Source organism: Comamonas sp. MYb21 (genome assembly GCF_037479395.1).
Classification (GTDB): domain Bacteria; phylum Pseudomonadota; class Gammaproteobacteria; order Burkholderiales; family Burkholderiaceae_C; genus Comamonas.
Map to the genome: position 1 here is coordinate 243,737 of NZ_JBBGZC010000008.1, position 21,001 is coordinate 264,737.

At 65.3% G+C, this 21,001-nt stretch carries 14 protein-coding genes, 3 tRNA genes and 1 riboswitch; of the genes, 12 read left to right on the plus strand and 5 right to left on the minus strand.

Annotated elements, in window-relative coordinates:
- The first annotated feature begins 17 nt into the window (after nucleotides 1-17).
- From WH367_RS13855 to WH367_RS13865, 3 genes are all read left to right on the plus strand, one after another.
- Nucleotides 18-102, plus strand: a tRNA-Leu gene (locus WH367_RS13855).
- 389 nt (nucleotides 103-491) lie between these two features.
- Nucleotides 492-576 (plus strand) — tRNA-Leu (locus tag WH367_RS13860).
- 172 nt (nucleotides 577-748) lie between these two features.
- A tRNA-Leu gene (locus tag WH367_RS13865) sits at nucleotides 749-833 on the plus strand.
- 184 nt (nucleotides 834-1,017) lie between these two features.
- Here the strand turns inward: WH367_RS13865 and WH367_RS13870 are convergent.
- Together WH367_RS13870 and WH367_RS13875 are read right to left on the minus strand one after the other, a co-directional pair.
- Complete coding sequence (locus WH367_RS13870) at nucleotides 1,018-3,795, minus strand: DUF349 domain-containing protein (RefSeq protein ID WP_339536551.1); 2,778 nt, start codon at nucleotides 3,793-3,795, stop codon at nucleotides 1,018-1,020.
- Between the two features lie 251 nt (nucleotides 3,796-4,046).
- A complete protein-coding gene (locus WH367_RS13875) occupies nucleotides 4,047-8,078 on the minus strand; it encodes a DUF748 domain-containing protein (RefSeq protein ID WP_339536552.1) in 4,032 nt (1,343 codons plus the stop codon).
- A 546-nt stretch (nucleotides 8,079-8,624) separates the two neighbouring features.
- Here WH367_RS13875 and WH367_RS13880 point away from each other — a divergent pair.
- The 4 genes from WH367_RS13880 (at nucleotide 8,625) to nrdR (ending at nucleotide 12,390) form a co-directional block, all read left to right on the plus strand.
- Nucleotides 8,625-8,849: a hypothetical protein gene (locus WH367_RS13880; RefSeq protein WP_339536553.1), complete on the plus strand. Its 225-nt coding sequence runs from the start codon at nucleotides 8,625-8,627 to the stop codon at nucleotides 8,847-8,849.
- A 439-nt stretch (nucleotides 8,850-9,288) separates the two neighbouring features.
- Entirely contained in the window at nucleotides 9,289-10,263 is a 975-nt protein-coding gene (locus tag WH367_RS13885) for a lytic transglycosylase domain-containing protein (RefSeq protein WP_339536554.1), read from the plus strand.
- Between the two features lie 150 nt (nucleotides 10,264-10,413).
- Nucleotides 10,414-10,576, plus strand: a riboswitch (ZMP/ZTP riboswitch).
- 57 nt (nucleotides 10,577-10,633) lie between these two features.
- Nucleotides 10,634-11,878 (plus strand): serine hydroxymethyltransferase, encoded by a 1,245-nt coding sequence (gene glyA / locus WH367_RS13890; protein WP_339536555.1) that lies wholly within the window; start codon nucleotides 10,634-10,636, stop codon nucleotides 11,876-11,878.
- Nucleotides 11,879-11,898: 20 nt separating this feature from the next.
- Nucleotides 11,899-12,390 carry a transcriptional regulator NrdR gene (gene nrdR / locus WH367_RS13895; protein ID WP_021028724.1) on the plus strand — a complete coding sequence of 164 codons (492 nt, stop codon included), beginning with the start codon at nucleotides 11,899-11,901 and terminating at the stop codon, nucleotides 12,388-12,390.
- 79 nt (nucleotides 12,391-12,469) lie between these two features.
- Here the strand turns inward: nrdR and aroC are convergent, their stop codons facing one another.
- The gene (aroC, locus tag WH367_RS13900) at nucleotides 12,470-13,573 is read right to left on the minus strand and encodes a chorismate synthase (RefSeq protein ID WP_339536556.1); all 1,104 of its coding nucleotides are present in this window, start codon (nucleotides 13,571-13,573) and stop codon (nucleotides 12,470-12,472) included.
- A 48-nt stretch (nucleotides 13,574-13,621) separates the two neighbouring features.
- Nucleotides 13,622-15,103 carry a CoA transferase gene (locus tag WH367_RS13905; protein WP_339536557.1) on the minus strand — a complete coding sequence of 494 codons (1,482 nt, stop codon included), beginning with the start codon at nucleotides 15,101-15,103 and terminating at the stop codon, nucleotides 13,622-13,624.
- 112 nt (nucleotides 15,104-15,215) lie between these two features.
- Here WH367_RS13905 and WH367_RS13910 point away from each other — a divergent pair, with 112 nt between their 5' ends.
- Nucleotides 15,216-16,547 carry a citrate synthase family protein gene (locus WH367_RS13910; RefSeq protein WP_339536558.1) on the plus strand — a complete coding sequence of 444 codons (1,332 nt, stop codon included), beginning with the start codon at nucleotides 15,216-15,218 and terminating at the stop codon, nucleotides 16,545-16,547.
- Between the two features lie 115 nt (nucleotides 16,548-16,662).
- Here the strand turns inward: WH367_RS13910 and WH367_RS13915 are convergent, their stop codons facing one another.
- Nucleotides 16,663-17,115: a CBS domain-containing protein gene (locus WH367_RS13915; RefSeq protein WP_021028721.1), complete on the minus strand. Its 453-nt coding sequence runs from the start codon at nucleotides 17,113-17,115 to the stop codon at nucleotides 16,663-16,665.
- Between the two features lie 138 nt (nucleotides 17,116-17,253).
- On the opposite strand from WH367_RS13915, the gene WH367_RS13920 reads away from it, so the two are divergent.
- The 4 genes from WH367_RS13920 (at nucleotide 17,254) to WH367_RS13935 (ending at nucleotide 20,921) form a co-directional block, all read left to right on the plus strand.
- Nucleotides 17,254-18,552: an O-acetylhomoserine aminocarboxypropyltransferase gene (locus WH367_RS13920; protein ID WP_021028720.1), complete on the plus strand. Its 1,299-nt coding sequence runs from the start codon at nucleotides 17,254-17,256 to the stop codon at nucleotides 18,550-18,552.
- Complete coding sequence (locus tag WH367_RS13925; RefSeq protein ID WP_312989080.1) at nucleotides 18,552-18,974, plus strand: GNAT family acetyltransferase; 423 nt, start codon at nucleotides 18,552-18,554, stop codon at nucleotides 18,972-18,974. The genes WH367_RS13920 and WH367_RS13925 overlap by 1 nt, the downstream gene beginning before the upstream one ends.
- 27 nt (nucleotides 18,975-19,001) lie before the next feature.
- Nucleotides 19,002-19,838 carry an alpha/beta fold hydrolase gene (locus WH367_RS13930; RefSeq protein WP_339536559.1) on the plus strand — a complete coding sequence of 279 codons (837 nt, stop codon included), beginning with the start codon at nucleotides 19,002-19,004 and terminating at the stop codon, nucleotides 19,836-19,838.
- 243 nt (nucleotides 19,839-20,081) lie between these two features.
- Nucleotides 20,082-20,921, plus strand: a complete 840-nt coding sequence (locus WH367_RS13935; protein WP_339536560.1) for a PoNe immunity protein domain-containing protein — start codon at nucleotides 20,082-20,084, stop codon at nucleotides 20,919-20,921.
- The last annotated feature ends 80 nt before the right edge of the window (nucleotides 20,922-21,001 follow it).

Sequence of the window (21,001 nt, forward strand, 5' to 3'; positions counted from 1 at the left end):
ACTGCCCTGCATCATCAGCCCAGGTGGCGGAATTGGTAGACGCACTAGTTTCAGGTACTAGCGAGTAACATCGTGGAGGTTCGAGTCCTCTCCTGGGCACCAGACATAAGCCGTTGCACTTTTTGTGCAGCGGCTTTTTCTTTGTCTGCGATGCGCATCTACCCCGAGCCCAGCAACGACGGCGCACACCGCATCTTTGCGCTGCCGATATCGCCTGCCCTCGGCAGACAGCACACCATCCGCTGCAAAGGCAGCAGAACACCCTCCTCGCCACACGCCACTGCACAGTGATGCTGTATTCACCTGGACGCCATGCCTACCTGCGTCGCTTGCCAGGCAGGGCCAGCACCAGCCACGGCAACCGCTCGCAGCACCTTGGCACCAAGGCCTCCGCTGAGCAAAATGGCACCCCCACCAGGCGCTCTGAAAAATTTTCCGAATTTGCCCCAAAGCGGCCAAAAATCGCCCCTATAATTGCGGCTTCCCTGAAAGCCCAGGTGGCGGAATTGGTAGACGCACTAGTTTCAGGTACTAGCGGGTAACTCCGTGGAGGTTCGAGTCCTCTCCTGGGCACCAAACAGCAAAAGCTGCTGCACACACGATGTGCAGCAGCTTTTTTGCTTTGGGCCGGGCATGCATCGCGGCAGCGCACAGCCACCCACAGTCTCACGCTATCTTTTTTGAGAAAAATTTTGCAGTTTTTCTCAAACCACCGCCAACACGCCCCTATAATTGCTCCATCCTGAAAGCCCAGGTGGCGGAATTGGTAGACGCACTAGTTTCAGGTACTAGCGAGTAACATCGTGGAGGTTCGAGTCCTCTCCTGGGCACCAAACATCAAGCCATTGCACCCATGTGCAATGGCTTTTTTGTTGTCTGCTCGCACGCAAGTTGCCAGCCCGCACCCGCCACACTCCAACACCCCCCATATCCACCAGGTAAGCCCAGCACCAGGCCCATGAAAAAACGCCCTGGCGTTCAAGCACAGGGCGTTGTGGGGGAGGCGCTGTAGAAGGCTTACTTCTTCAGCAAAGCCTTCAAGGCATTTTGCAGGCGGCGGGCCGAGGCCTCGTCGCTGCCGGTGGCCAGCACCTTGGCAACATCCTGCTGCCAGGTCTCTTGCGGCGAAGGATCATTGCGGCGCGTCAGCAACTGCAATTGCAGTGCACGGCGGGCATTGATGTGCTCGGCAGGGGTGGGCACCTCAGCGGCCATCTCCAGGCGCAGCATGGCTTCGCGGCCATCACCGGCGGCAGGTGCGGCAATGGCCTGGCTCCAGCTGTTGCGCGAGCCGCTGGCAAGGCGTCCCAGATCCTGGGCCTGGGGCAGCAGCGCGGCATCGCGCTTGCTCCAGGCCTCCATCATCTGCGTCAGCGCCTGGCCATGGGCCTGGGTGGCGAGCTTGCGCAGGGCTGCCTGGGCATGCTCCACCGCATCGCGCTGGGCGCGGAAGGCGGCATCGCCCAGACGGGGACCCCGGTCTTCGCGCGGCGCGCGGTCCATGCGGTCGCCCCGGCCAAAGCGGTCGTCAGCACCACGGCGCTCCTGGCCACGGTCGCTGCGTGGGCCACGGCTGTCGCGGCCATCGCGGCTGTCACGGCGATCGCCACCGGGCTTGCCAGGGCGGCCAGCGGCTGCGGGCGCATCACGGCGCATACCAGGGCGGTCATCGCCGCTGCGCTGGGCAATCACGGGCTTGGGGGGCACAGGTGCTGGCGCTGGTGCCGGAGCAGCAGCAGCGGCCTCTGCATCGGCACCCTCCTGGGCTGCCGGCTCTGCCGGCTGCTCCGCATCCGCTGGCGCTGCCGCCGCTACGGCTGCCGTATCTGCTGCGACCGCCTCTGGCGCGGCCGCCTTTGCTGCAGCGGCAACAGGCTCGGCCGCCACCGGGGCTTGCTGGGCCTGCAGCGCTTGCTGCAAACCATCGAGCGCGGCCTGGATCTGGGCGGCATCGCCGCTGTGGTTGGCCGCTTCGAGCGCCTTGGAGGCATCGAGCACGGCCTGGTCGCGGGCGCTCAGCTGGTGCTGCACACGTTCGCGCTGCTGGGTCTTGCGGGCAAAGGCTTCATCGAGCGGCTTGCGGAACGCATCCCAGAGCTTTTGCTCATGGCGGCGGTCCATCGGCACGGACTGGGCTTCGGTCTGCCACTGGCGCTGCAGCTCGCGCACGGCGTCAATATTCAGGTTGGGCGCAGCGGCCAGCTCCACGGCCTGGGCCACCATGGCTTCGCGGCGTGCAATGCTCTGCTTCTGGGCTGCATGCAAAGGCGCAGAGGCCTCGTGCAGCGCGGTCTTCCAGGCCTCTTGCAGCTCGGCATAGGCCTTTTCGCCCACATGGCCACTGGCGCGCCAGCGGTCACCAAACTGGAACAGGTCGCGCTGAATGCGCTTCCAGTCGGTCGATGGCTTGTGCGCCTCGACCCAGCCCTTGAGCTCTGCAATCAGGGCCTCGCGCTCGGCGCGGTGCTTGGCACCCTCTTCGCGCACCTTGGACAGCCAGACCTCGACATGCTTGTAGGCCGCATTGCAGGCCTCATCAAATTTTTTCCACAGCGCATGGTTGGTGGGGCCGCTTTGGTCGGCCTTCTTCCAGTCCTCGCGCAGCTGGCGCAGCGCTTCTTGCAGCTTGCGGCCGCCCAGCTCCTGGCCTTCGGGGCGGGCGAGCAGGCCCTGGGCCTTGGCCAGCAGCTCCTCGCGCACCTTGTCGGCGCTCCAGCGCTGCCAGCCTTCGAGTTCACCGGCGGCGATCAGCGCGGTATTGACCTGCGATTCCAGGTCCTGGTCGATCAGCTTGCCATGCTGCTTGAGGGCAGCGCGCAGCTGCTGCGCCGCGCTGGATGCGCCCTTGCCATGGCCTTCGGCCGTGTGGGCCTGCAAGGCCTTGAGCGCTTCTTGCACCGCATGCTTGGCGCGCTTGGCTTCCTGCGGATCCGCAGCGGGCTTGGCAGCAGCAGCACGGGCGGCAGCCTGCTCCACCTCGGTGGGCAGGCCGCGCCCGGCGCGGATCTCGTCGGCCCAGACCGGCACCGTGGGCAGCGGTGCTTGCGCATCTTCAGCGGCAGCCAGGGTTTGCTTGAGGGCCGACTGGAACGCATCCCAGACCAGCAGCAGCTGCGACTTGGAGGCCTCGAGCATGCTCGGGTAGCGCGCTTCGACGCTGCCCCAGCTGGCATCGCCTTCGAGCACGGCGGCCTGGTCCTGCCAGTGCTGCACATCGGTGGCCAGTGCCGTCTCGGCAGACTGGGCATCCTTGTAGGACTTGGTGGAGAGCACTTCAACGCGCTGGGCCAGCAGCACGGCGGCCTCGCGCTGCACCTGCACGCGGTGCTGCAGGTCTTCAATCGTCTTGATGCGGTCGGCCAGCTGGATCTTGAGCGCAGCGAGCGGCTCGCGCGACAGCGGCGCGCCAGCCTTGGCGGCGTCGCGCTGCCAGGCCAGGGCATCGGCAATGTTCAGCTTGGAGGCGCCCAGCAGCTTCTCGGCCTTCTCGGCCCATTCCGCGGCGATGGCTTCCTGGCCCTTGGCGCGGCGCATCTCGTCCATGCGCTCACGGATGGCCTTGGCAGCACCCTTGTCGCGGGCAGACAGCTCCTTGAACACTTCCTGCAGCTGCTCGGCACCCGGGTTGGTTGCCAGCCATTCGCGCACCTTGGCTGCACGCTCACCCGAGGTGGCAGCCGAGAAAGCACCACCGGTGACGCCATCGAGGGGATGGGGGGCAGCGGCCGCCTTGGCGGGTGCGGGTGCGGGCTCAGGGGTTTCGGGCGTCTTGTTGCGCGAGATAAAGGGGAACATGGAGTCAGTTCAGTCGTAAATACGGCCTGCATCGCAGCGCAATGCAGCCATTGGCACATAAAAAAGAGGGAGGCCGGCCCGAGGGAGTCTCTGCGAAACTGCCTAGCCTGCATCCAGGTTGCTATTTTGACCCGGTTTGGCGTGGACTCCAAGCACACGGGCATCGCTATAAGGTAATTCAACCCAAGCATGGCCAAAAACAAAGGGCTGGCGCCCTGCGGCCCAGCCCTTGTTCAATGGCCTGTCAGCGCTCAGCGCGGCGCCAGACTGAGCTCGGCATGCGGCGTCCAGTCCTTGTCCTCGCCAAAGCCTTCGGTCTTGGCATTGCCCAGGAAGAGCCGCTCGAGCTTGACGCCCTTGCTGGCCAGGTAGTCACGCACCGTCACGCCCCGGGCCAGCGCCAGCTCGCGCATCGCATTGTCGGGCACGCTGATGCTGGTCAGCAGCAGGGTTTCCATCTCGGCCACCGGGATGTCGCTGGCCATGCCCACCAGGTTGCGCGGCTTCTGGATATCGGCACGTTTGTACACCTCCTTGAGCAAGGCGGGGTACTCGGCAGCGCTCACGGCCTGCACGTCTTCGGGTTTGCCACCGGCGCGCACCGCGCTGCGGCGCTTTTGGGCCAGCACCAGGTCGTCGATGCGGGCCTTGCGCCAGCCGTCCTTCTCGCGCTCCAGGTCGGCCTGGCCGGCAACGGTCAGCTGCAGCGCCGGCCGGTCCTCCAGCGCCTTGGCCACCTTGTCCAGACTTTGCTTGCTGTCCGCATCCAACACCGCACTGCCGGGGGCAAAGGGCACATGGCTGGCTTCGCTGCCGCCACCAAAGGCGCCCGAGAGCAGCGCAAACGGCGAGGTCACTGCCTTCATGATCAGGTTGCCAATCACCTTGAAGATGATCGGCGCCAGGCGGAACTGCGGATCGTTGAGCGAGCCGCTGATGGGCAGGTCCAGGTCGATCACGCCATTGCGGTCAGCCAGCAAGGCCACAGCCAGCTTGACCGGTAGGCTCGCTGGCGCGCCCTGCACCGCATCGCCAAAGGTCAGCTGGTTGAGCACCAGCTTGTTGCTGGCCGTCAGCAGGCCCTCGGGCGTCACGTCGTACTGCACGTCCACACTCATCTTGCCGCGCTCGATACCGTGGCCGGCGTACTTGATGCTGTAGGGCGTCAGCGGCGACAGCTCCAGATCGCGCACCTTGCCATGGATATTGAGCGCCAGCGGCTTGACCAGCGGGTTGAGCTTGCCGGTGATCTCCAGCGACGCGGTGCCTTCTGCCTTGCCGCGCAGCTCCAGCTCGGCCAGTTGCAGCTGGCCGGCCGTTGGCTCGGACGAGAACGCACCCATGCGCCCGGCGAGCTCGGACAGGTCGGCCGAGTAGTTGGGCCGCACAAACTGGTCGCTGAACTTGACGGTACCGCCGGCGAGCGTGATCGGGCCCATGTCGATGATGGGCCCCGTGGCGGGTTCGGGGCTGGTGGGCGCAGCCGGTGGGCTGACCGCTGCAGCACCCGATGCCTCGACCACCACGCCTTCGGATGGCGCGGCCGCATCGCCAGCGCCCGCAGCACTGCTGCCGCCCAGGTCCTGCAGATTGAGCTTGCCGTTCTCCTGCACCACGAGGCGCGCATAAAAGTCGGTCAAGGCCGTCTCGCCCACTTGCACTTTCATGCGCTGGCCCGGCACCATGTCCACGGCCAGGGCGCGCAGGCTCAGCAGCTTCCAGTTCAGCAGGTCATCGCCCGCCCCCATCAACCCAATGCCCAAGGTACCGGTACCCCGGTTGGCAGCAGCTGCAGCCGCCTTGCGGCCAGTCTCGCTCGCGCCATTGCCGTCGTCGTCGCCAGCATCATCACCGCTGGCCGGCGCTGCGGCGGCCACCAGGGGGCGCACGCGCACATCGTCCAGCCCGGCATCGCCCTTGACATGCAGCACCGGCCCCTTGTCCGATTGCGCATAGTCCACCGTGCCCCGGAAGTTGGCATCCGCCCGCACCAGGCGCACTGGCAGCAGGGCCGCCGCATAGGGCTCAAAGGCGTGGATGGGCAGCTGGCTCACATTCAGGCGCCCCACGGCCGACACCGGCGCCAGGCCCAGGCTGCCGTCATAGGCGATGCGGCCGGGCTCGGCGCGGCCGCTGCCAATCCGGCCCGAGAGCTTGAGCGGCGAGGGCTTGGCCTTGGTCGCCAGTGGCGCATAGTCGCGCAGCTCCAGATCCCAGCCGGTCAGGCGAAAGGCGACCTTGCGGGCGGTCGATTCATCCTGGAAGGCCAGCTGGGCACCCTTGATGGCAACCAGGTCCAGCTGCACATCCCAGGGTTTGCTGGCTGCGGCCTTGCTGGACGTAGCCGCCTTTGCGGGCGCCTTGGCCTCATTCTGGCGGGCCTGCGATGCGACCAGCCAGTCTTCAAACATCATGCGCCCGTCCTTGGCGCGCGAGACACCCAGCACCGGCTCGACCAGCTGCACCGAGCCGAGCTTGACCTGCTGGGCTTCGGTATCCAGCACGGCATCCTTGACCAGCAACTGGCGCAGCTCCAGCAGGTTGTTCTTGCCCTTGAGGCCGATCGCAGGGCCATGGGGCGGCGCGCAGTTGGCCTTGCTGTTGCACTGCAGGGCCACGTCCGACACGCGCATCTGCGCCAGCGCCACCTTGAGCGCCGTGCCCTGGCGGCTCAGGTGCATCTCGCTGTCTATCGTGCCCAGCAGGCCGGGCTCGATCACCCCAGTCAGATAGGAAGCGCCCAGTTGCAGCGGCAGGCCCGTGGTGCTCACATCCACCTCGGCCATCTGGTCGGTTGCCTTGCCCGAAAACACCAGGCGGCCGGTAGACGGCACACCCTGCGCACCCGACAGCCCCGACGAACCCTCAAAACTGAAAGGCTGCTTGAAGGGCCAGGCAATCTGCTGGGCCTCCATGCTGAAGTCATCGAGCTGTACGCGCGCAGGCAGCGGCACGCTTTCATCGACCCAAACCCCCTTGAGGCGGCTGAGCTTGAGCGCATCGACCCGCACCGACCAGGCAGCTTGGCCGCTGCTGGCTTTGCCTACGGATGCGCCAGTTTCGGCAGCGACTGCCTGAGAGTCCGCGTTGTCGGTCTTGCCAGCCTTGTCGTCCTTGGCTTCGGGGCTTGCACCATCTGCACTGGCCACGGAGGTTGCAGGCTCCGCCTTGTCTGCGGTGGCAGCGGTGTCTGTGGGCTTGGCGGCCTGCGGGGCATCCTCAGCCCGCCCCGGCAGCGCCTGGCCCTGGGCATCGAGCAGGCTCAGCTGGCCATTCTTGCCCCGCTTGAGCGACAGCTGCGCGCCATCCAGCGCCAGCTGGGCGATATGCACCTGCCCCAGCAAGGGCTGCACATCGGCCAGCTGCACATCCAGCCGCTCCCAGCCCAGCAATTCACCGCCGGCCGCGTCGTGCAGCTGCACAGCGCTGGCATGCACCTCGCCGCTCAGGCGCACCTGCGTCTTGTCCTGCTGCTCAAAGGCCAGTGCCAGGTCGGCATTGAGCACGCCGGCCACCAGCTTGACGGGCAAGGACGCGGGAATATAGGCCAGGTAGGGCTGGAGGTCGAGGTCCTTGATCGCAAATTGGGCCTCGGCCTTGCGGTCATCGGCAAAGGGCGTGGCCTCGGCATGGCTGGCAAACTGGCTGCCATTGAGCACAAAGGCCAGCTGGGGCAGCACCTTGATCTCGCGCTTGGATTCGAGGTTGCTCAGAAAAGGAATGCCCAGCTGCAGGCCCTGGAGTTCATGGGTCTGGCCCACGGTATCGTCGCGGAAGGCCACCTGCCCCTCTTTGAGCTCGATGTTGTAGAGCGCAAAGTGCGCCGTCTTGCCGTCATCGGGCGGCGGCTCAGGGCTGCGCAGCTTTTGCAGAATGTCGTCAAAGTCAAATTTCCCGGGGGCGGTCTGCGCGATGCGCAGCACGGGCTTGTCCACCTGGATGGCATCGAGCACCGGTGCGAGCCTGAACACCGACTGGATATCGGCATCCACATAGATGCGCTCGACCGCCAGCATCGCCGCGCTGTCTGCCTGGGGCCCGGCGATCTGCAGGTCGCGCACGGTCAGCTCCAGCGACCAGGGCTTGAACTCCACCGCCCCGATATGCACCGCCCGCCCGAGTTTTTCCGTGCCCAGCTTCTCCCCCTGGGTGCGCAGCAGCCAGGGCAGCAGCAGCCACGACAGCGCCCACAGCAGCAGCAGCGCCAGCAGGCACCATCCCAGCCGGCGCAACCAGCGCATCGCGACGACCTTTTTCTTGTTTGTTTCTTGCGTTTCGCTCACGGCGATGATCCTCACTCAGAGTCAGTACGGCCCACCCCATGGTATCCATGGCTGCGATGGCAGGCCCAAGATCCATTGTGCACAAATAAGCCGCTGTGGCGGCGCTGGCTTAGCACACAAAAGCGGCATCTGTCGCTGGTTCACAATCGTTCAAATCCTGCAGGCTGCCCCAGGAAACGGTGTGCCTCTCTATATATAGAGGAAAAACGCAGTTTCTATGGCGGCACCCCCTGCGGTAGCGGCACGGCCAGGGCTAAAGGCAGCAGGGGGCGATGCCGCGATGCACGGATCCAACAGCCGGATCGGGCAGCCGCCCGACCGACCGCCTCAAACACGGCCATGCTTTTCACACTGCGGCATGCCAAACCGCAGCGTGGAGCCGCAAAAACACAACGCCAGGCCCTGCTTTTTTGCGTCCACCTATTTTTTACCCAGGTATAAATACCAAAAACCTGATGTAGCCATGGGTTATTGGCTGTTTTATCCTGGTTTTTATACAGTTTTTTGGCCTTTTCAGGTGAAATTTGTGTAGGCGCAGATGACCGCATGATGACCAAGACCTGCCCGCCCAAATCAGGCCAGCGTTTTGCGCGGCCCGCAACGGTTCTGTGCGCCTATGCGCAGGCGGCACCCAGGCACCGCCCTGGGCTGCAAAAGCGCAAATGGGGCTGCGTGCTACACCAAAAACAGAGCACAACAGCCGCGCAGCATTTGATAAAGATTGACTTTTTGCTGCATCCTTTATATCAATCAATGTATTTAAAAGATTAAATACAAGCTATTGAACCCATAAAACGGGGTCCCCGACAGGGCCCCGATCCGGTGCTTTTTCTGCCTGCCATCCCAGTTGCAGGGGTGGCTGCCGCCCCTGCCTGGATCCGGCCCTGCGGCAGCCCGCTATACACGTTTTTTTATTACTTTTTTTTCTCATTTTTCGATTCAATAGTGTTGACTGAGTATTAAGCAAGCTTCTAGAATTCAGCCCATTGCATTGATTGCTGATTTTTTAGTCAACACCCCTCACGGTGTTTTGATCGTAGCCCCTGACACGCAAGAGCGTGCTTGAAACGACAAAGGGCCGTCTGCAACGCAGACAGCCTGCCGGAGACCACACAGGACAGTGTGGCTCCACCCTGCCAGACCCCAGCCCGGTGCACTATCCGCCGGGCTATTTGTTGGAGGTGGCGGGACTTAGAAAGGAAAAATCCCTATGACGGCTCCCGCGCAAGTGGATGCCGGTGCGCGCTCATTGAGCGCCACCATCAGCCGTGGTCTGATGACCATGGCACACAACAGTTTTGCTTTGATCGGTCTGGTGGTGGCGTTCTGCGCCCTCACCCTGGTGTCGCGCGACGATCTGCGCCACGCCGGCGAGGCGCAATTGCGCAGCTGGCTGCAGGCCCGCACCCATGCACCTGCCGTTGACCTGGCAGGTGCCGATGCCGACGCATCCACTGGCGACGATGCCGCCATGGTGGCTGCCGTGGACCGTGCCACCGCCAGCAACCCCCAGCAATTGCCCCGCAACCAGGCCAATGTGGCCTATTGGCTGGCCAAGAAATACCGCGTGGCGCCTGAGCCCCTGGCCGTGCTCGTCTCCGAAGCCTACCTGGTGGGCAAGGAAACCAAACTGGACCCCACCCTGATCCTGGCGATCATGGCCGTGGAGTCGAGCTTCAACCCCTTTGCCCAAAGCTCGGTGGGTGCGCAAGGCCTGATGCAGGTGATGACCAAGATCCACACCGACAAGTACGAGCACTTCGGCGGCCACTTTGCGGCCTTTGACCCGGTGACCAACCTGCGCGTGGGCGTCAAGGTGCTGCAAGAATGCATTGAGCGCGCCGGCTCGCTCGAAGGCGGCCTCAAATACTATGTGGGCGCAGCCAACCTGCCGACCGACGGTGGCTACGCCGCCAAGGTGATGGCCGAGCACTTCCGCATCAAGCAAGTGGCCGAAGGCCGCAGCAACACGCCCAAGGCACCGGTGGCCCCCACTGCCAAGCCTTCGCTGTCGGCCCAGGCGGATACGCCCGCCGCAGCCGGCACCGTGGCCGACAAGGCCAAGGCCGCCAGCAACAGCGCAGCTGCAGGCAACGCTTCTGAAACCGTGGCCCTGGCCGACAAGCAAGCCGCGCTGCCAGCAGCGGCCAAGGCCGAGGCCACCGCCGTGGCCATGGGTTCCTGACCAGCCCCTCCGGCTCATCGCCCTCTTCGCACAAGCACCCAGCCGGGTGCTTTTGTTTTTTCTGGCCCTGGCACAGCTTCCCGGAACCGGTTTTTATCCAGACGTGGCGATAAACCCATTGCCCCAGGCCGGTGCAGCCTGGGCTACACTAGCCGGGTACGCGACTGGCGATAGACATCTGTATGACCGGATTGTTGACGTGGAATGCAGGCCCGGCCTGCAGCAACCACCGGGGAGCGTACCGTGCAGTGCCAGGGCGAGCGCATCGCCCCCCGCACCCGCCACGTGTTAGCCGTGCGCCTGGGCAGCCCCTGTTTTCGCCAACCTCACTGTTGGCAGGCAGGGCTCACTTCTGACTCCAACGACCGCCATGTACCAACGTAACATCCTTGTCGAACAGACCGACGCAGAACTCTTTGCGGCCATCCAGGCCGAAAACCAGCGCCAAGAGCAGCACATCGAGCTGATCGCCAGCGAAAACTATGCCTCCCCCGCCGTGATGTGGGCCCAGGGCACCCAGCTGACCAACAAGTACGCCGAAGGCTACCCCGGCAAGCGCTACTACGGCGGCTGCGAATTTGTCGATATCGCCGAGCAACTGGCCATCAACCGCGTCAAGCAACTGTTCGGCGCTGATGCTGCCAATGTGCAGCCCCATTGCGGCGCATCGGCCAATGAAGCGGTTTTCCTGGCTTTCTTGAAGCCCGGCGACACCATCATGGGCATGAGCCTGGCCGAAGGCGGTCACCTGACCCATGGCATGCCGCTCAATATCTCCGGCAAGTGGTTCAACGTCGTCTCCTACGGCCTGAACGAGAAGGAAGAGCTGGACTACGACGCCATGGAAAAGAAGGCGCACGAGACCAAGCCCAAGCTGATCATCGCCGGCGCATCGGCCTACTCGCTGGAAATCGACTTTGCCCGCTTTGCCAAGGTGGCCAAGGATGTGGGCGCGATCTTCATGGTCGACATGGCCCACTACGCCGGTCTGATCGCCGCTGGCGAATACCCCAACCCCGTGCCCCACGCCGACGTGGTGACCACGACCACCCACAAGAGCCTGCGCGGCCCCCGTGGCGGCGTGATCCTGATGAAGGCCGAGCACGAGAAGGCCATCAACTCGGCCGTGTTCCCCGGCCTGCAAGGCGGCCCGCTGATGCACGTGATCGCAGCCAAGGCCGTGGCCTTCAAGGAAGCGCTGACGCCTGAGTTCAAGCAGTATGCCCAGCAGGTCAAGACCAACGCCCGCATCGTGGCCGAGACCCTGACCGAGCGCGGCCTGCGCATCATCTCCGGCGGCACCCAAAGCCACGTGATGCTGGTGGACCTGCGCGCCAAGGGCATCACCGGCAAGGAAGCCGAAGCCGTGCTGGGCGCTGCCCACATGACGATCAACAAGAACTCCATCCCCAACGACCCGGAAAAGCCGATGGTCACCAGCGGTATCCGTATCGGTACGCCCGCGATGACCACCCGTGGTTTCAAGGACGAAGAGGCGCGCCTCACGGCCAACCTGATCGCCGACGTGCTGGACAACCCACGGGACGAGGCCAACATCGCTGCCGTGCGCGCCAAGGTCAACGCCCTGACCGCACGCTTCCCCGTCTACCGCTGATCTGACCTGCGCCCGCGCCTATGAAATGCCCCTTCTGCAGCCATCCCGATACCCAGGTGGTGGAGACCCGTGTTGCAGAAGACGGCGGCTTTGTACGGCGCAGGCGCCAGTGCGGCAACTGCGAAAAGCGCTTCACCACCTATGAGCGGCCCGAAGTCAGCCTGCCGGTCATCGTCAAAAAGGACGGCCGGCGCATCGACTACGACCGCAGCAAGCTGCGCGGCTCATTCAGCCTGGCGCTGCGCAAGCGCCCGGTCCCCATCGACAAGGTGGACCTGGCGCTCGAGCATGTCGAGGACAAGCTGCGCACCTTGGGTGCGCGCGAGGTGCAGACGCATTTGATCGGCGAGCTGGTCATGGCCGAGCTGCAAAAGCTCGACAAGGTGGCCTACATCCGCTATGCCAGCGTCTACCGCAGCTTCGAAGACATTGACCAGTTCAAGTCCATCGTCGACGAGGTGACAACCCCGCCGCCCGAGCCCAAGAAAGACAGCGCCCGTAAAAAGGACTGAGGCACAAAAAAATGCGAACCCCTGGGTTCGCATTTTTTCTTTGGGAGCCGGCCACGGAGCCATCCCGGGCTGCGCCTTGTCAGTCTTGCGGCGCCTCGGCGGCAATCGGCCCCACCGCCTGCACCACATCGCTGTTCTGGGCGCGGTGGCGCAGCGCATGGTCCATCAGCACCATGGCCAGCAAGGCCTCGGCAATCGGTGCAGCGCGGATGCCCACGCAGGGGTCGTGCCGGCCCTTGGTGATGACCTCGGTGCTCTTGCCCTCGGTATCGATGGACTCGCGCGGGCTGATGATCGAGCTGGTGGGCTTGATGGCGATGCGGATCTCGATGTCCTGGCCGGTGCTGATGCCGCCCAGAATGCCGCCGGCATTGTTGCTGCGAAAGCCCTGGGGGCTGAGCGAGTCGCCATGCGTGGTGCCGCGCTGGGCCACGCTGTCAAAACCGGCACCAATCTCGACGGCCTTGACGGCATTGAGCCCCATCATCGCGTAGGCGATGTCGGCGTCGAGCTTGTCATACAGCGGCTCGCCCAGGCCCACCGGTACGCCGCTGGCCTGCACGCGGATCAGCGCGCCGCAGGAATCACCCGCCTTGCGCAGCGCATCCATATAGTCTTCATAGCGGGTCACATCGGCCACCGGCGCAAAAAACGGGTTGTTAGGCACATGCGCCCAGTCCTCAAAAGGCAGGGCCACCTCGCCCACCTGCAGCATGCAGGCGCGGAACGCGGTACCGAACTTCTCCTTGAGCCACTTTTTGGCCACGGCGCCAGCGGCCACCGTGGGCGCCGTCAGGCGGGCCGAGGAGCGGCCGCCACCACGCGGGTCGCGGATACCGTACTTGTGCCAGTAGGCATAGTCGGCATGGCCGGGGCGAAAGCTCTGCGCAATATTGGAGTAGTCCTTGCTGCGCTGGTCGGTATTGCGGATCAGCAGCGCAATCGGCGTGCCCGTGGTCTTGCCCTCGTAGACGCCCGAGAGGATTTCCACGCTGTCGGGCTCATTGCGCTGGGTGACAAACTTGCTGGTGCCGGGGCGGCGGCGGTCCAGGTCCTGCTGGATATCAGCCTCGCTCAACGCCATGCCCGGTGGGCAGCCGTCAATCACGCAGCCAATCGCCGGGCCATGGGATTCGCCAAAGTTGGTAACAGTAAATAAGGTGCCGAAGGTATTGCCGCTCATAGCCCGCCATTATCACTGATGCCGGTGCCCCACGCAGCCCTGCAGGGCTCACCAGCGGGGCTGGTCACCCCCAGGCGGCTGGCCGGCGTGGAGCCAGCCGCCGGGCAGGCCCTGCAGCACGGCGCTGTGGCGCACCGCACGCAGGCGGCCAAAGCCGGAGTCCAGCGTCTCCAGATAGGCGCCCCGCGGCGCGCCGCGGGGGGCCGTAGCCGCCGCCGCGGCGGCCCGCCGCGGGGCCCGGGGCGGGCGCCCCAGCGCGCCGCGCGCCCGCGCTACCTGCACATGCCAGCTGCCGCCCTGCGTAGCCTGGCGGTACAAGGCCGCCTGTATGCCAAAGGCCAGCAGAAAGCCTGCGCTGTAATCCAGAATCTGCAGCGGCAAGGCGCGCAGCCCCGCGCTGCCAAACGCCTGGCCCTCGGCCCAGTTGATGCCGCAGACGGTCTGCACCAGCGAATCAAAGCCGCGCCGGTCGGCCCAGGGGCCGCTGCGGCCATAGGCCGACAGGCTGGCATAGACGATACCCGGCCGCAGCCGGGCGGCAGACTGCGGGTCCAGCCCCAGCGCGTCCAGCGCGCCCGGCCGGTAGCCTTGCAGCAGCACATGGGCCTGGCCCAGCAACGCGGCCATGGCGCCCTGCCCTGCCGGGGTTTTCAAATCCAGCAAGGCCGAGCGCTTGCCCCGGCTCATATCGGCAATGGCCTCGATATTGGGCAGAGCTGGCCCATTGAGCATCAGCACATCAGCCCCTTGCGCCGCCAGGCTGCGGGCTGCTACGGGCCCTGCCAGAATGCGGGTCAGGTCCAGCACACGCAGGCCAGCAAGCGGCCGGTGCTGGGCCGGCACAGGCCCATCGCGGGGGGCGGCGGGCTGGTCGCTGTCCAGCTGCGTGATGGCCACCAAGGGCTGCGCGGCCACCGCCGCACTTTGGGGATGGGCCTGCCAGGCTTGCGGGCTGCGGGCCGCTGCCACCACCAGGCCGAGCGTTGCGGCACGCTCCTCCGCTGCCTGCGCCGTCCAACCTTGGAGCGCATCCGCCACCTGCTCCCGCGTGGTGGCCGCGCCGGTGGGCAGGCCCAAGAGCCGCAGCATGCCATCGCGGTGGTGCGCAAAATTGGCATGGATGCGCAGCCAGCCCGGCTCGCCGCGATCGGCGCCGCAGGCATAGAGGCCTGAGATGGGCGCCCAGAGATTGGGCTGCTCGCCGTCCAAGGTGAAATAGCCACTGCACTCGGCCAGCACATGGCCCACATCCACCTGGACCTGGGGCATGGCCAGCTGCTGGCGGTGCTGGTGGATCAAGGCGCTGGCCAGGCCGCTGGCCGCCACGGCCGCAGGCGCTGCCACATCCAGGCAAAAACTCGAGGGGTAGGCTGCGCCATCGCCGCTGAGCGCCAACGCGCCCTGCTGCAAAGCCTGCGCTGGCAGGCCCGCTTGCTGCCAGAGCATGTGCACGCTGGCCTGTATGGCCGCATGCAGCGGTTGCTGCGCCAGGTGGTGGCTGGTGGCGGTGTGGTTGTTGGTGGTTGGCAAGGCTTTCTCCTGGGTGACGGACTGCCGCCATTGCATACCTGCCGCACCCCGGGGTCAATCTTGATTGAGCCGATCCACATGCCATTCATCTCTCACTGCAGTAGCATGGCCCATGGTTTCTGCACGCCCCGCCCAACCTATCCCCGTCCCACCTTCCGACGACGACAGCCCCTGGCTCAGCAGCCAGCAGGCCGCCGCCATGCTGGGGGTGCAGCGCGCCAGCCTCTATGCCTATGTGAGCCGGGGCCTGCTGCAAGCGCACCGCCAACCGGGCCTGCGCGGCCATGTCTATGCCCGTATCGATGTGCAGCGCCTCGCGCGCCAGCGGCAAACCGTGCGCAACCCCGCGCAGCTGGCCCGCTCCACCCTGGACTGGGGCACACCGGTGCTGCGCTCGGCCATCACCCAGGTGGCGCAAGGGCAGCTGTACTACCGGGGGCGCGATGCGCTGCAATGGGCGCAGCACGCCAGCCTGGAAGACACCGCCGCGCTGCTGCTGGGCCAGCCCATCGCGGCAGAACCCGACAGCGCCCGCAGGGCCCCCCCCAAGGCAGCCGCAGCACAGCCCCTGCCGCAGCCCCGCCCACCCGAGCAGGTACTGCGCGCCTGGCACAGCCTGCCCGCCCACGATCTCAACCTGGCCCAACCCGGCTGGCCCCGGCCGCTGCTGCAGCAGATGCTGGAGGTACTGACGGGGCTACCGTCCAGCGATAAAGCCCAGCCTGCAGCCGAACGGCTCATCCACCAGCAGCTCGCCGCCCTCTGGCAAGTAGATGCAGTGGGCGAAAACACCTTACGCCAGGCCCTGGTGCTCTGCGCCGACCATGAGCTCAATGCCTCCAGCTTTGCAGCCCGGGTGGTGGCATCAACCGGCGCCAGCCTGCATGCCAGCCTGGGCGCAGGTCTGGCCGCGCTGACCGGCCCACTGCACGGGGGGATGACGGCGGTGATCGACCAGCACTGGGACGACTGGCATGCGGCGCGGCGCAGCAGCGAGGCATTGCCCCCATCACTCGCCCAGCTGCTGGCGGACACCCGCATCAACGGCAGCCCGCACTACTGCGCGGGCTTTGGCCACCCGCTCTACCCGGCAGGCGACCCGCGCAGCCAGCGCCTGCTCCGCCTGCTGCCTGCCGATGCGCAGCGCCATGCCCTGCTGGCCGCCGTACACCACCACACGGGCCTGCACCCCAGCCTGGACTATGCGCTGGTCGCCATCCAGCACGGCCTGGGCCTGCCCGCAGGCGCGGCCTTTGTGCTGTTTGCACTGGGCCGCACGGCAGGCTGGCTGGCCCATGCGCTGGAGCAGCGCGACAGCGGCCAGCTGATCCGCCCCCGGGCCCAGTATGTGGGCTTGCCGGCCGAGACAGATGCGCAGGCGGAGGCCCCTGACACGGCCGACACCAGCGCCGGCCGCATCCCCGGGCGCATCATCCGTTTCTGACCCGTAGCAAGCCTCTGCTCCAAAGCACAGGCGCAAAAAAGCGGCCTCGCGGGCCGCTACTTTGGCAGTTCTGGCAGATGGCCGGTTCAACCTCCCAGCTGGGCCAGCCGCTGCATCAAGAATCGGTCTCGCCTTCCACCGGCCAGTCGCGGATATAGGCCTTGAGCATCTTGTTCTCGAAGTTCTGGCTGTCGACGACGGCCTTGGCCACGTCGTAGAAGCTGATCACACCCATCAGCATCTTCTTGTCCATCACCGGCATATAGCGGGCATGGCGGTCGAGCATCATGCGGCGCACCTCGTCCATGTCGGTTTCCATCGTGCAGGTAAGCGGTGCATCGTCCATCACGCTGCGCACAAGGATATTGCCTGCAGTGCCGCCATTGTTGACGATGGCGACGATCACCTCGCGGAACGTCAACATGCCCACGACATCGCCGTGCTCCATCACCACCAGCGAGCCAATGTCCTTCTCCGCCATGGTCTGGATCGCGTCGCCCAGAGGGTCGTTGACGCTGGCCGTGTAGAGAGTGTTGCCTTTGAGGCGGAGGATATCGCTGACTTTCATGGGTGTCTCCTTGTACCGTTCTCCGATGCTGGCGGGCCCGCCTGCGTGCACACGCATCGGCGACAGGCCTGCCCGCCCAGGTCTGCTAAATATAGCCGACAATGCCCGTCCAGAACGACAACATCGCGGAGATACGCCATGCCCGGTTACACCGACCCCGGCTTTGACACCCTGAGTCTGCACGCTGGCGCCCAGCCGGACCCGGCCACCGGGGCTCGCGCCGTCCCCATCCACCTGACCACCTCCTTCGTCTTCGAGTCGAGCGACCACGCAGCCAGCCTCTTCAATCTGGAGCGGCCCGGCCATGTCTACAGCCGCATCAGCAACCCCACCAATGCGGTGCTGGAGCAGCGCGTCTCGGCACTCGAAGGCGGTGTGGGCGCGATCGCGGTGGCCAGCGGCCAGGCCGCGCTGCACCTGTCGGTTGCGACCTTGATGGGCGCGGGCAGCCATATCGTTGCCAGCACCGCGCTCTATGGCGGCAGCCAGAACCTGCTGCACTACACCCTGGCCCGGTTTGGCATCGAGACCACCTTTGTCCAACCCGGCGATATTGACGGCTGGCGCGCAGCGGTGCGGCCCAACACCAAGCTGTTCTTTGGCGAGACGGTGGGCAACCCCGGCCTCGATGTGCTGGACATCCCCACCGTCTCGGCCATCGCCCATGAGGCCGGCGTGCCCTTGCTGGTCGACTCCACCCTGACCTCGCCCTGGCTCATCAAGCCCTTTGCGCATGGCGCCGACATCGTCTACCACTCGGCCACCAAGTTTCTCTCCGGCCACGGCACCGTCATCGGCGGCATCGTGGTCGATGGCGGCAGCTTTGACTGGGAAAAGTCGGGCCGCTTCCCCGAGCTGACCGAGCCCTATGACGGCTTCCACAACATGGTGTTCAGCGAGGAATCGACCACCGGCGCCTTCTTGCTGCGCGCGCGGCGTGAAGGCCTGCGCGACTTTGGCGCCTGCATGAGCCCGCACAGCGCCTGGCTGATCTTGCAAGGCATCGAGACCTTGCCGCTGCGCATGGAGCGCCATATGCGCAACACCGAAAAAGTGGTGCAGTTTCTGGCCAGCCACCCGATGGTTAGCCGCGTGGGCCACCCGATGCTGGAGAGCCACAGCTCCTACGCGCTGGCGCAAAAGCTGCTGCCACGCGGCGCGGGCTCTGTGTTCAGCTTTGACATTGCCGGCAACCGCAACCAGGGCAAGAAGTTCATCGAGACGCTCAAGGTCTTCAGCCACCTGGCCAACGTCGGCGACTGCCGCTCGCTGGTCATCCACCCGGCCAGCACCACGCACTTTCGCATGCACGACGATGCGCTGGCGCAGGCGGGCATCAGCCAGGGCACAATCCGCCTATCGATCGGCCTGGAAGACGCTGACGACCTGATCGATGACTTGAAGCGCGCGCTCAAGGCCGCAGAGAAGGCGGCATGATGGAAATCCGTGTCTTTGCACTGCAAGATTCCGAAGCCGTTGTGCAGCTGTGGCATGACTGCGGCCTCTACCGTCCCTGGAACGATCCGCACAAGGACATTGCGCGCAAGCTGAGCGTCTCGCCCGAGCTGTTCTGGGTCGGGGTCGATGAACAAGGCGCGGTGATGGCCAGCATCATGGTCGGCTACGACGGCCACCGGGGCTGGATCAACTATCTGGCGGTGCACCCCAGCCAGCAGCGCAAAGGTTATGCCGGGCAGCTGATGCAGCGGGCCGAGGCCGAACTGACGGCACTGGGCTGCCCCAAGCTCAACTTGCAGGTGCGCGCCGGCAACGAGGCGGTGATCGCCTTCTACGAAAGCCTGGGCTATGCCAACGACCAGACCGTGAGCCTGGGCAAACGCCTGATTGCCGACATCTAGCCTCAGCCACACCATCGGAGCACAGACATGCGAATCCAAGTACAAGGTGCCGACCTGTATGCCTACACCGGCGGCAAGGCGCTGGATGCGAACCAGCCCACTGCCATCTTTATCCACGGCGTGCTGTGCGACCACAGCGTCTGGGCACTGCAAAGCCGCTACCTGGCCAACCACGGCTGGAACGTGCTGGCCATCGACCTGCCCGGCCACTGCAAAAGTGGCGGCCCGGCGCCGCGCACGGTGGAAGAAGCGGCCGAGACCATCGCCCAGCTGATCGATGCCGCAGGCCTGCAGCAGGCGGCCCTTATCGGCCACAGCTGGGGCAGCCTGATTGCGATGGAAGCGGCCGCACGCCTGGGCGCGCGCATCAGCCACCTGGTGCTGGTCGGCACGGCCGACCCGATGAAGGTTGCCCCCGCCCTGCTGGAGCAAGCGCTCAGCGCAACCGACCAAGCGATTGCCATGGTGCAGACCTTCTCGCGCGCAACCCTGGCCCCACCCTCGGGTGCTGGCAGCTGGGTGTTTGGTGCCGGCATGGCGCTGGCCCGCCGCGTGCAGGCCAGCAACGGCGACACCAACCTGCTGCACACCGGCTTTGTGGCCTGCGACAGCTACCGCAATGGCCAGGCCGCGATGGCCGCCCTTGCATGCCCGGTGCTGTTTGTGCTGGGCGAGCAAGACCAGATGACCCCGGCCCGCGCCGCGCGCAGCCTGGTGGACGCCGCCAGGGCCGCTGGCAAGCAGGTGCAGGTCCAGATGGTGCCCAGCGGCCACAACCAGATGACCGAGTCACCCGACGCGACCTTGTTTGCAATCCACCGTTTCCTCAGCAGCCACGCAACCGCATCCCCAACGCAGGCTTAAGAGGCTATTGCAGCGCAGTACGTGGGCCTATCAGCTTTGCTTTTGCGATATTGCTTTTGTTTTTATAGCAGAAGATCAAGTATGTATCTGGCGTAAGAAGGCGTAAGCCACCGCAAAAAATGCCGCAATGCCGGCATCAAATGCGTTAGCCTATCTGCCAGGCCGATGGAGGCCCAGACAGCTGCACCTGAAAAGCTGCAGACCCGATACATACGACTTATGCAATACAAGGCCCTTCCCTGTTTGCTGCAACACTGCCAGGCGCAACCCTGGCATCTGCTGCGGCCGCGCGTGGACATGGACCTGGAGCGATGGGCAGAGACCTGGGCAGACCAGTTGTCAAGCCTGCATGAATTCTCCAGCCATGGCTACTATGGTCTGGATGTGCAAGATCTGGACGCCGACAGCCAACGTGCTGCCCGGGCCGGCTGGTGCCGTGCCGCGCTGCAATCGCTGGCACTGTTGGATCTAGCCTACAGCCGGGGCCTGCCGCCTCGCGCGATGGAAACCCTGTTCGAGCATGTGCTGCATTGGTGCAATGAGTATGCGGTCTTTATGCGCAGCGATGCCGCAGCGCCGGCGCAAGCGCGCCAACCGATCAACCCCGCCTCCAACAGCTACCCGGCTGCCGTGCAACTGCTGGCGCTGCCCGTATTGCTGGAGCGCCAGGAGCTGATCCCCGGCATTGTCGAGCGCCTGCTGGGCAACCGCTGCGACTGCCTGCTCGACTACCTGAGCGCCCTCGCCTGCGAAAAGGACGAAGCCTCGGCCCAGGTCTTCTGCCCCAAGCCCTATGCCGATCTGATGGCTTTCTTCGAGCAGTCCGAGCTGGGCACCGAGCCCTTGCAAGCCTATCTGGACGAGAACTACAGCAGCCAGCTGCACCCTGCGCTGGCCGCCATTGGCCGGCTGATTGGCATGGGCGAGCACCACCCCCGCTGGGCCTGGGAAGTCGCCGCGCTGGTGGTGCTGTACGAGCTGGATGACAGCCCCCTGACCGCCTACAGCAGCTACCCCGCCGACATGGTGGCGCTGGCCCGCCAGCGCTTGGCCTTCAATGAGGCCAGCTTCGCCGCGCACTGAGCGGCTTCAGCTATCTCTGCGCATCGCCATCAGGTAGGCCAGGCCGCTGATGGGCAGCCCCTCTCAGCGATCAAACTGCC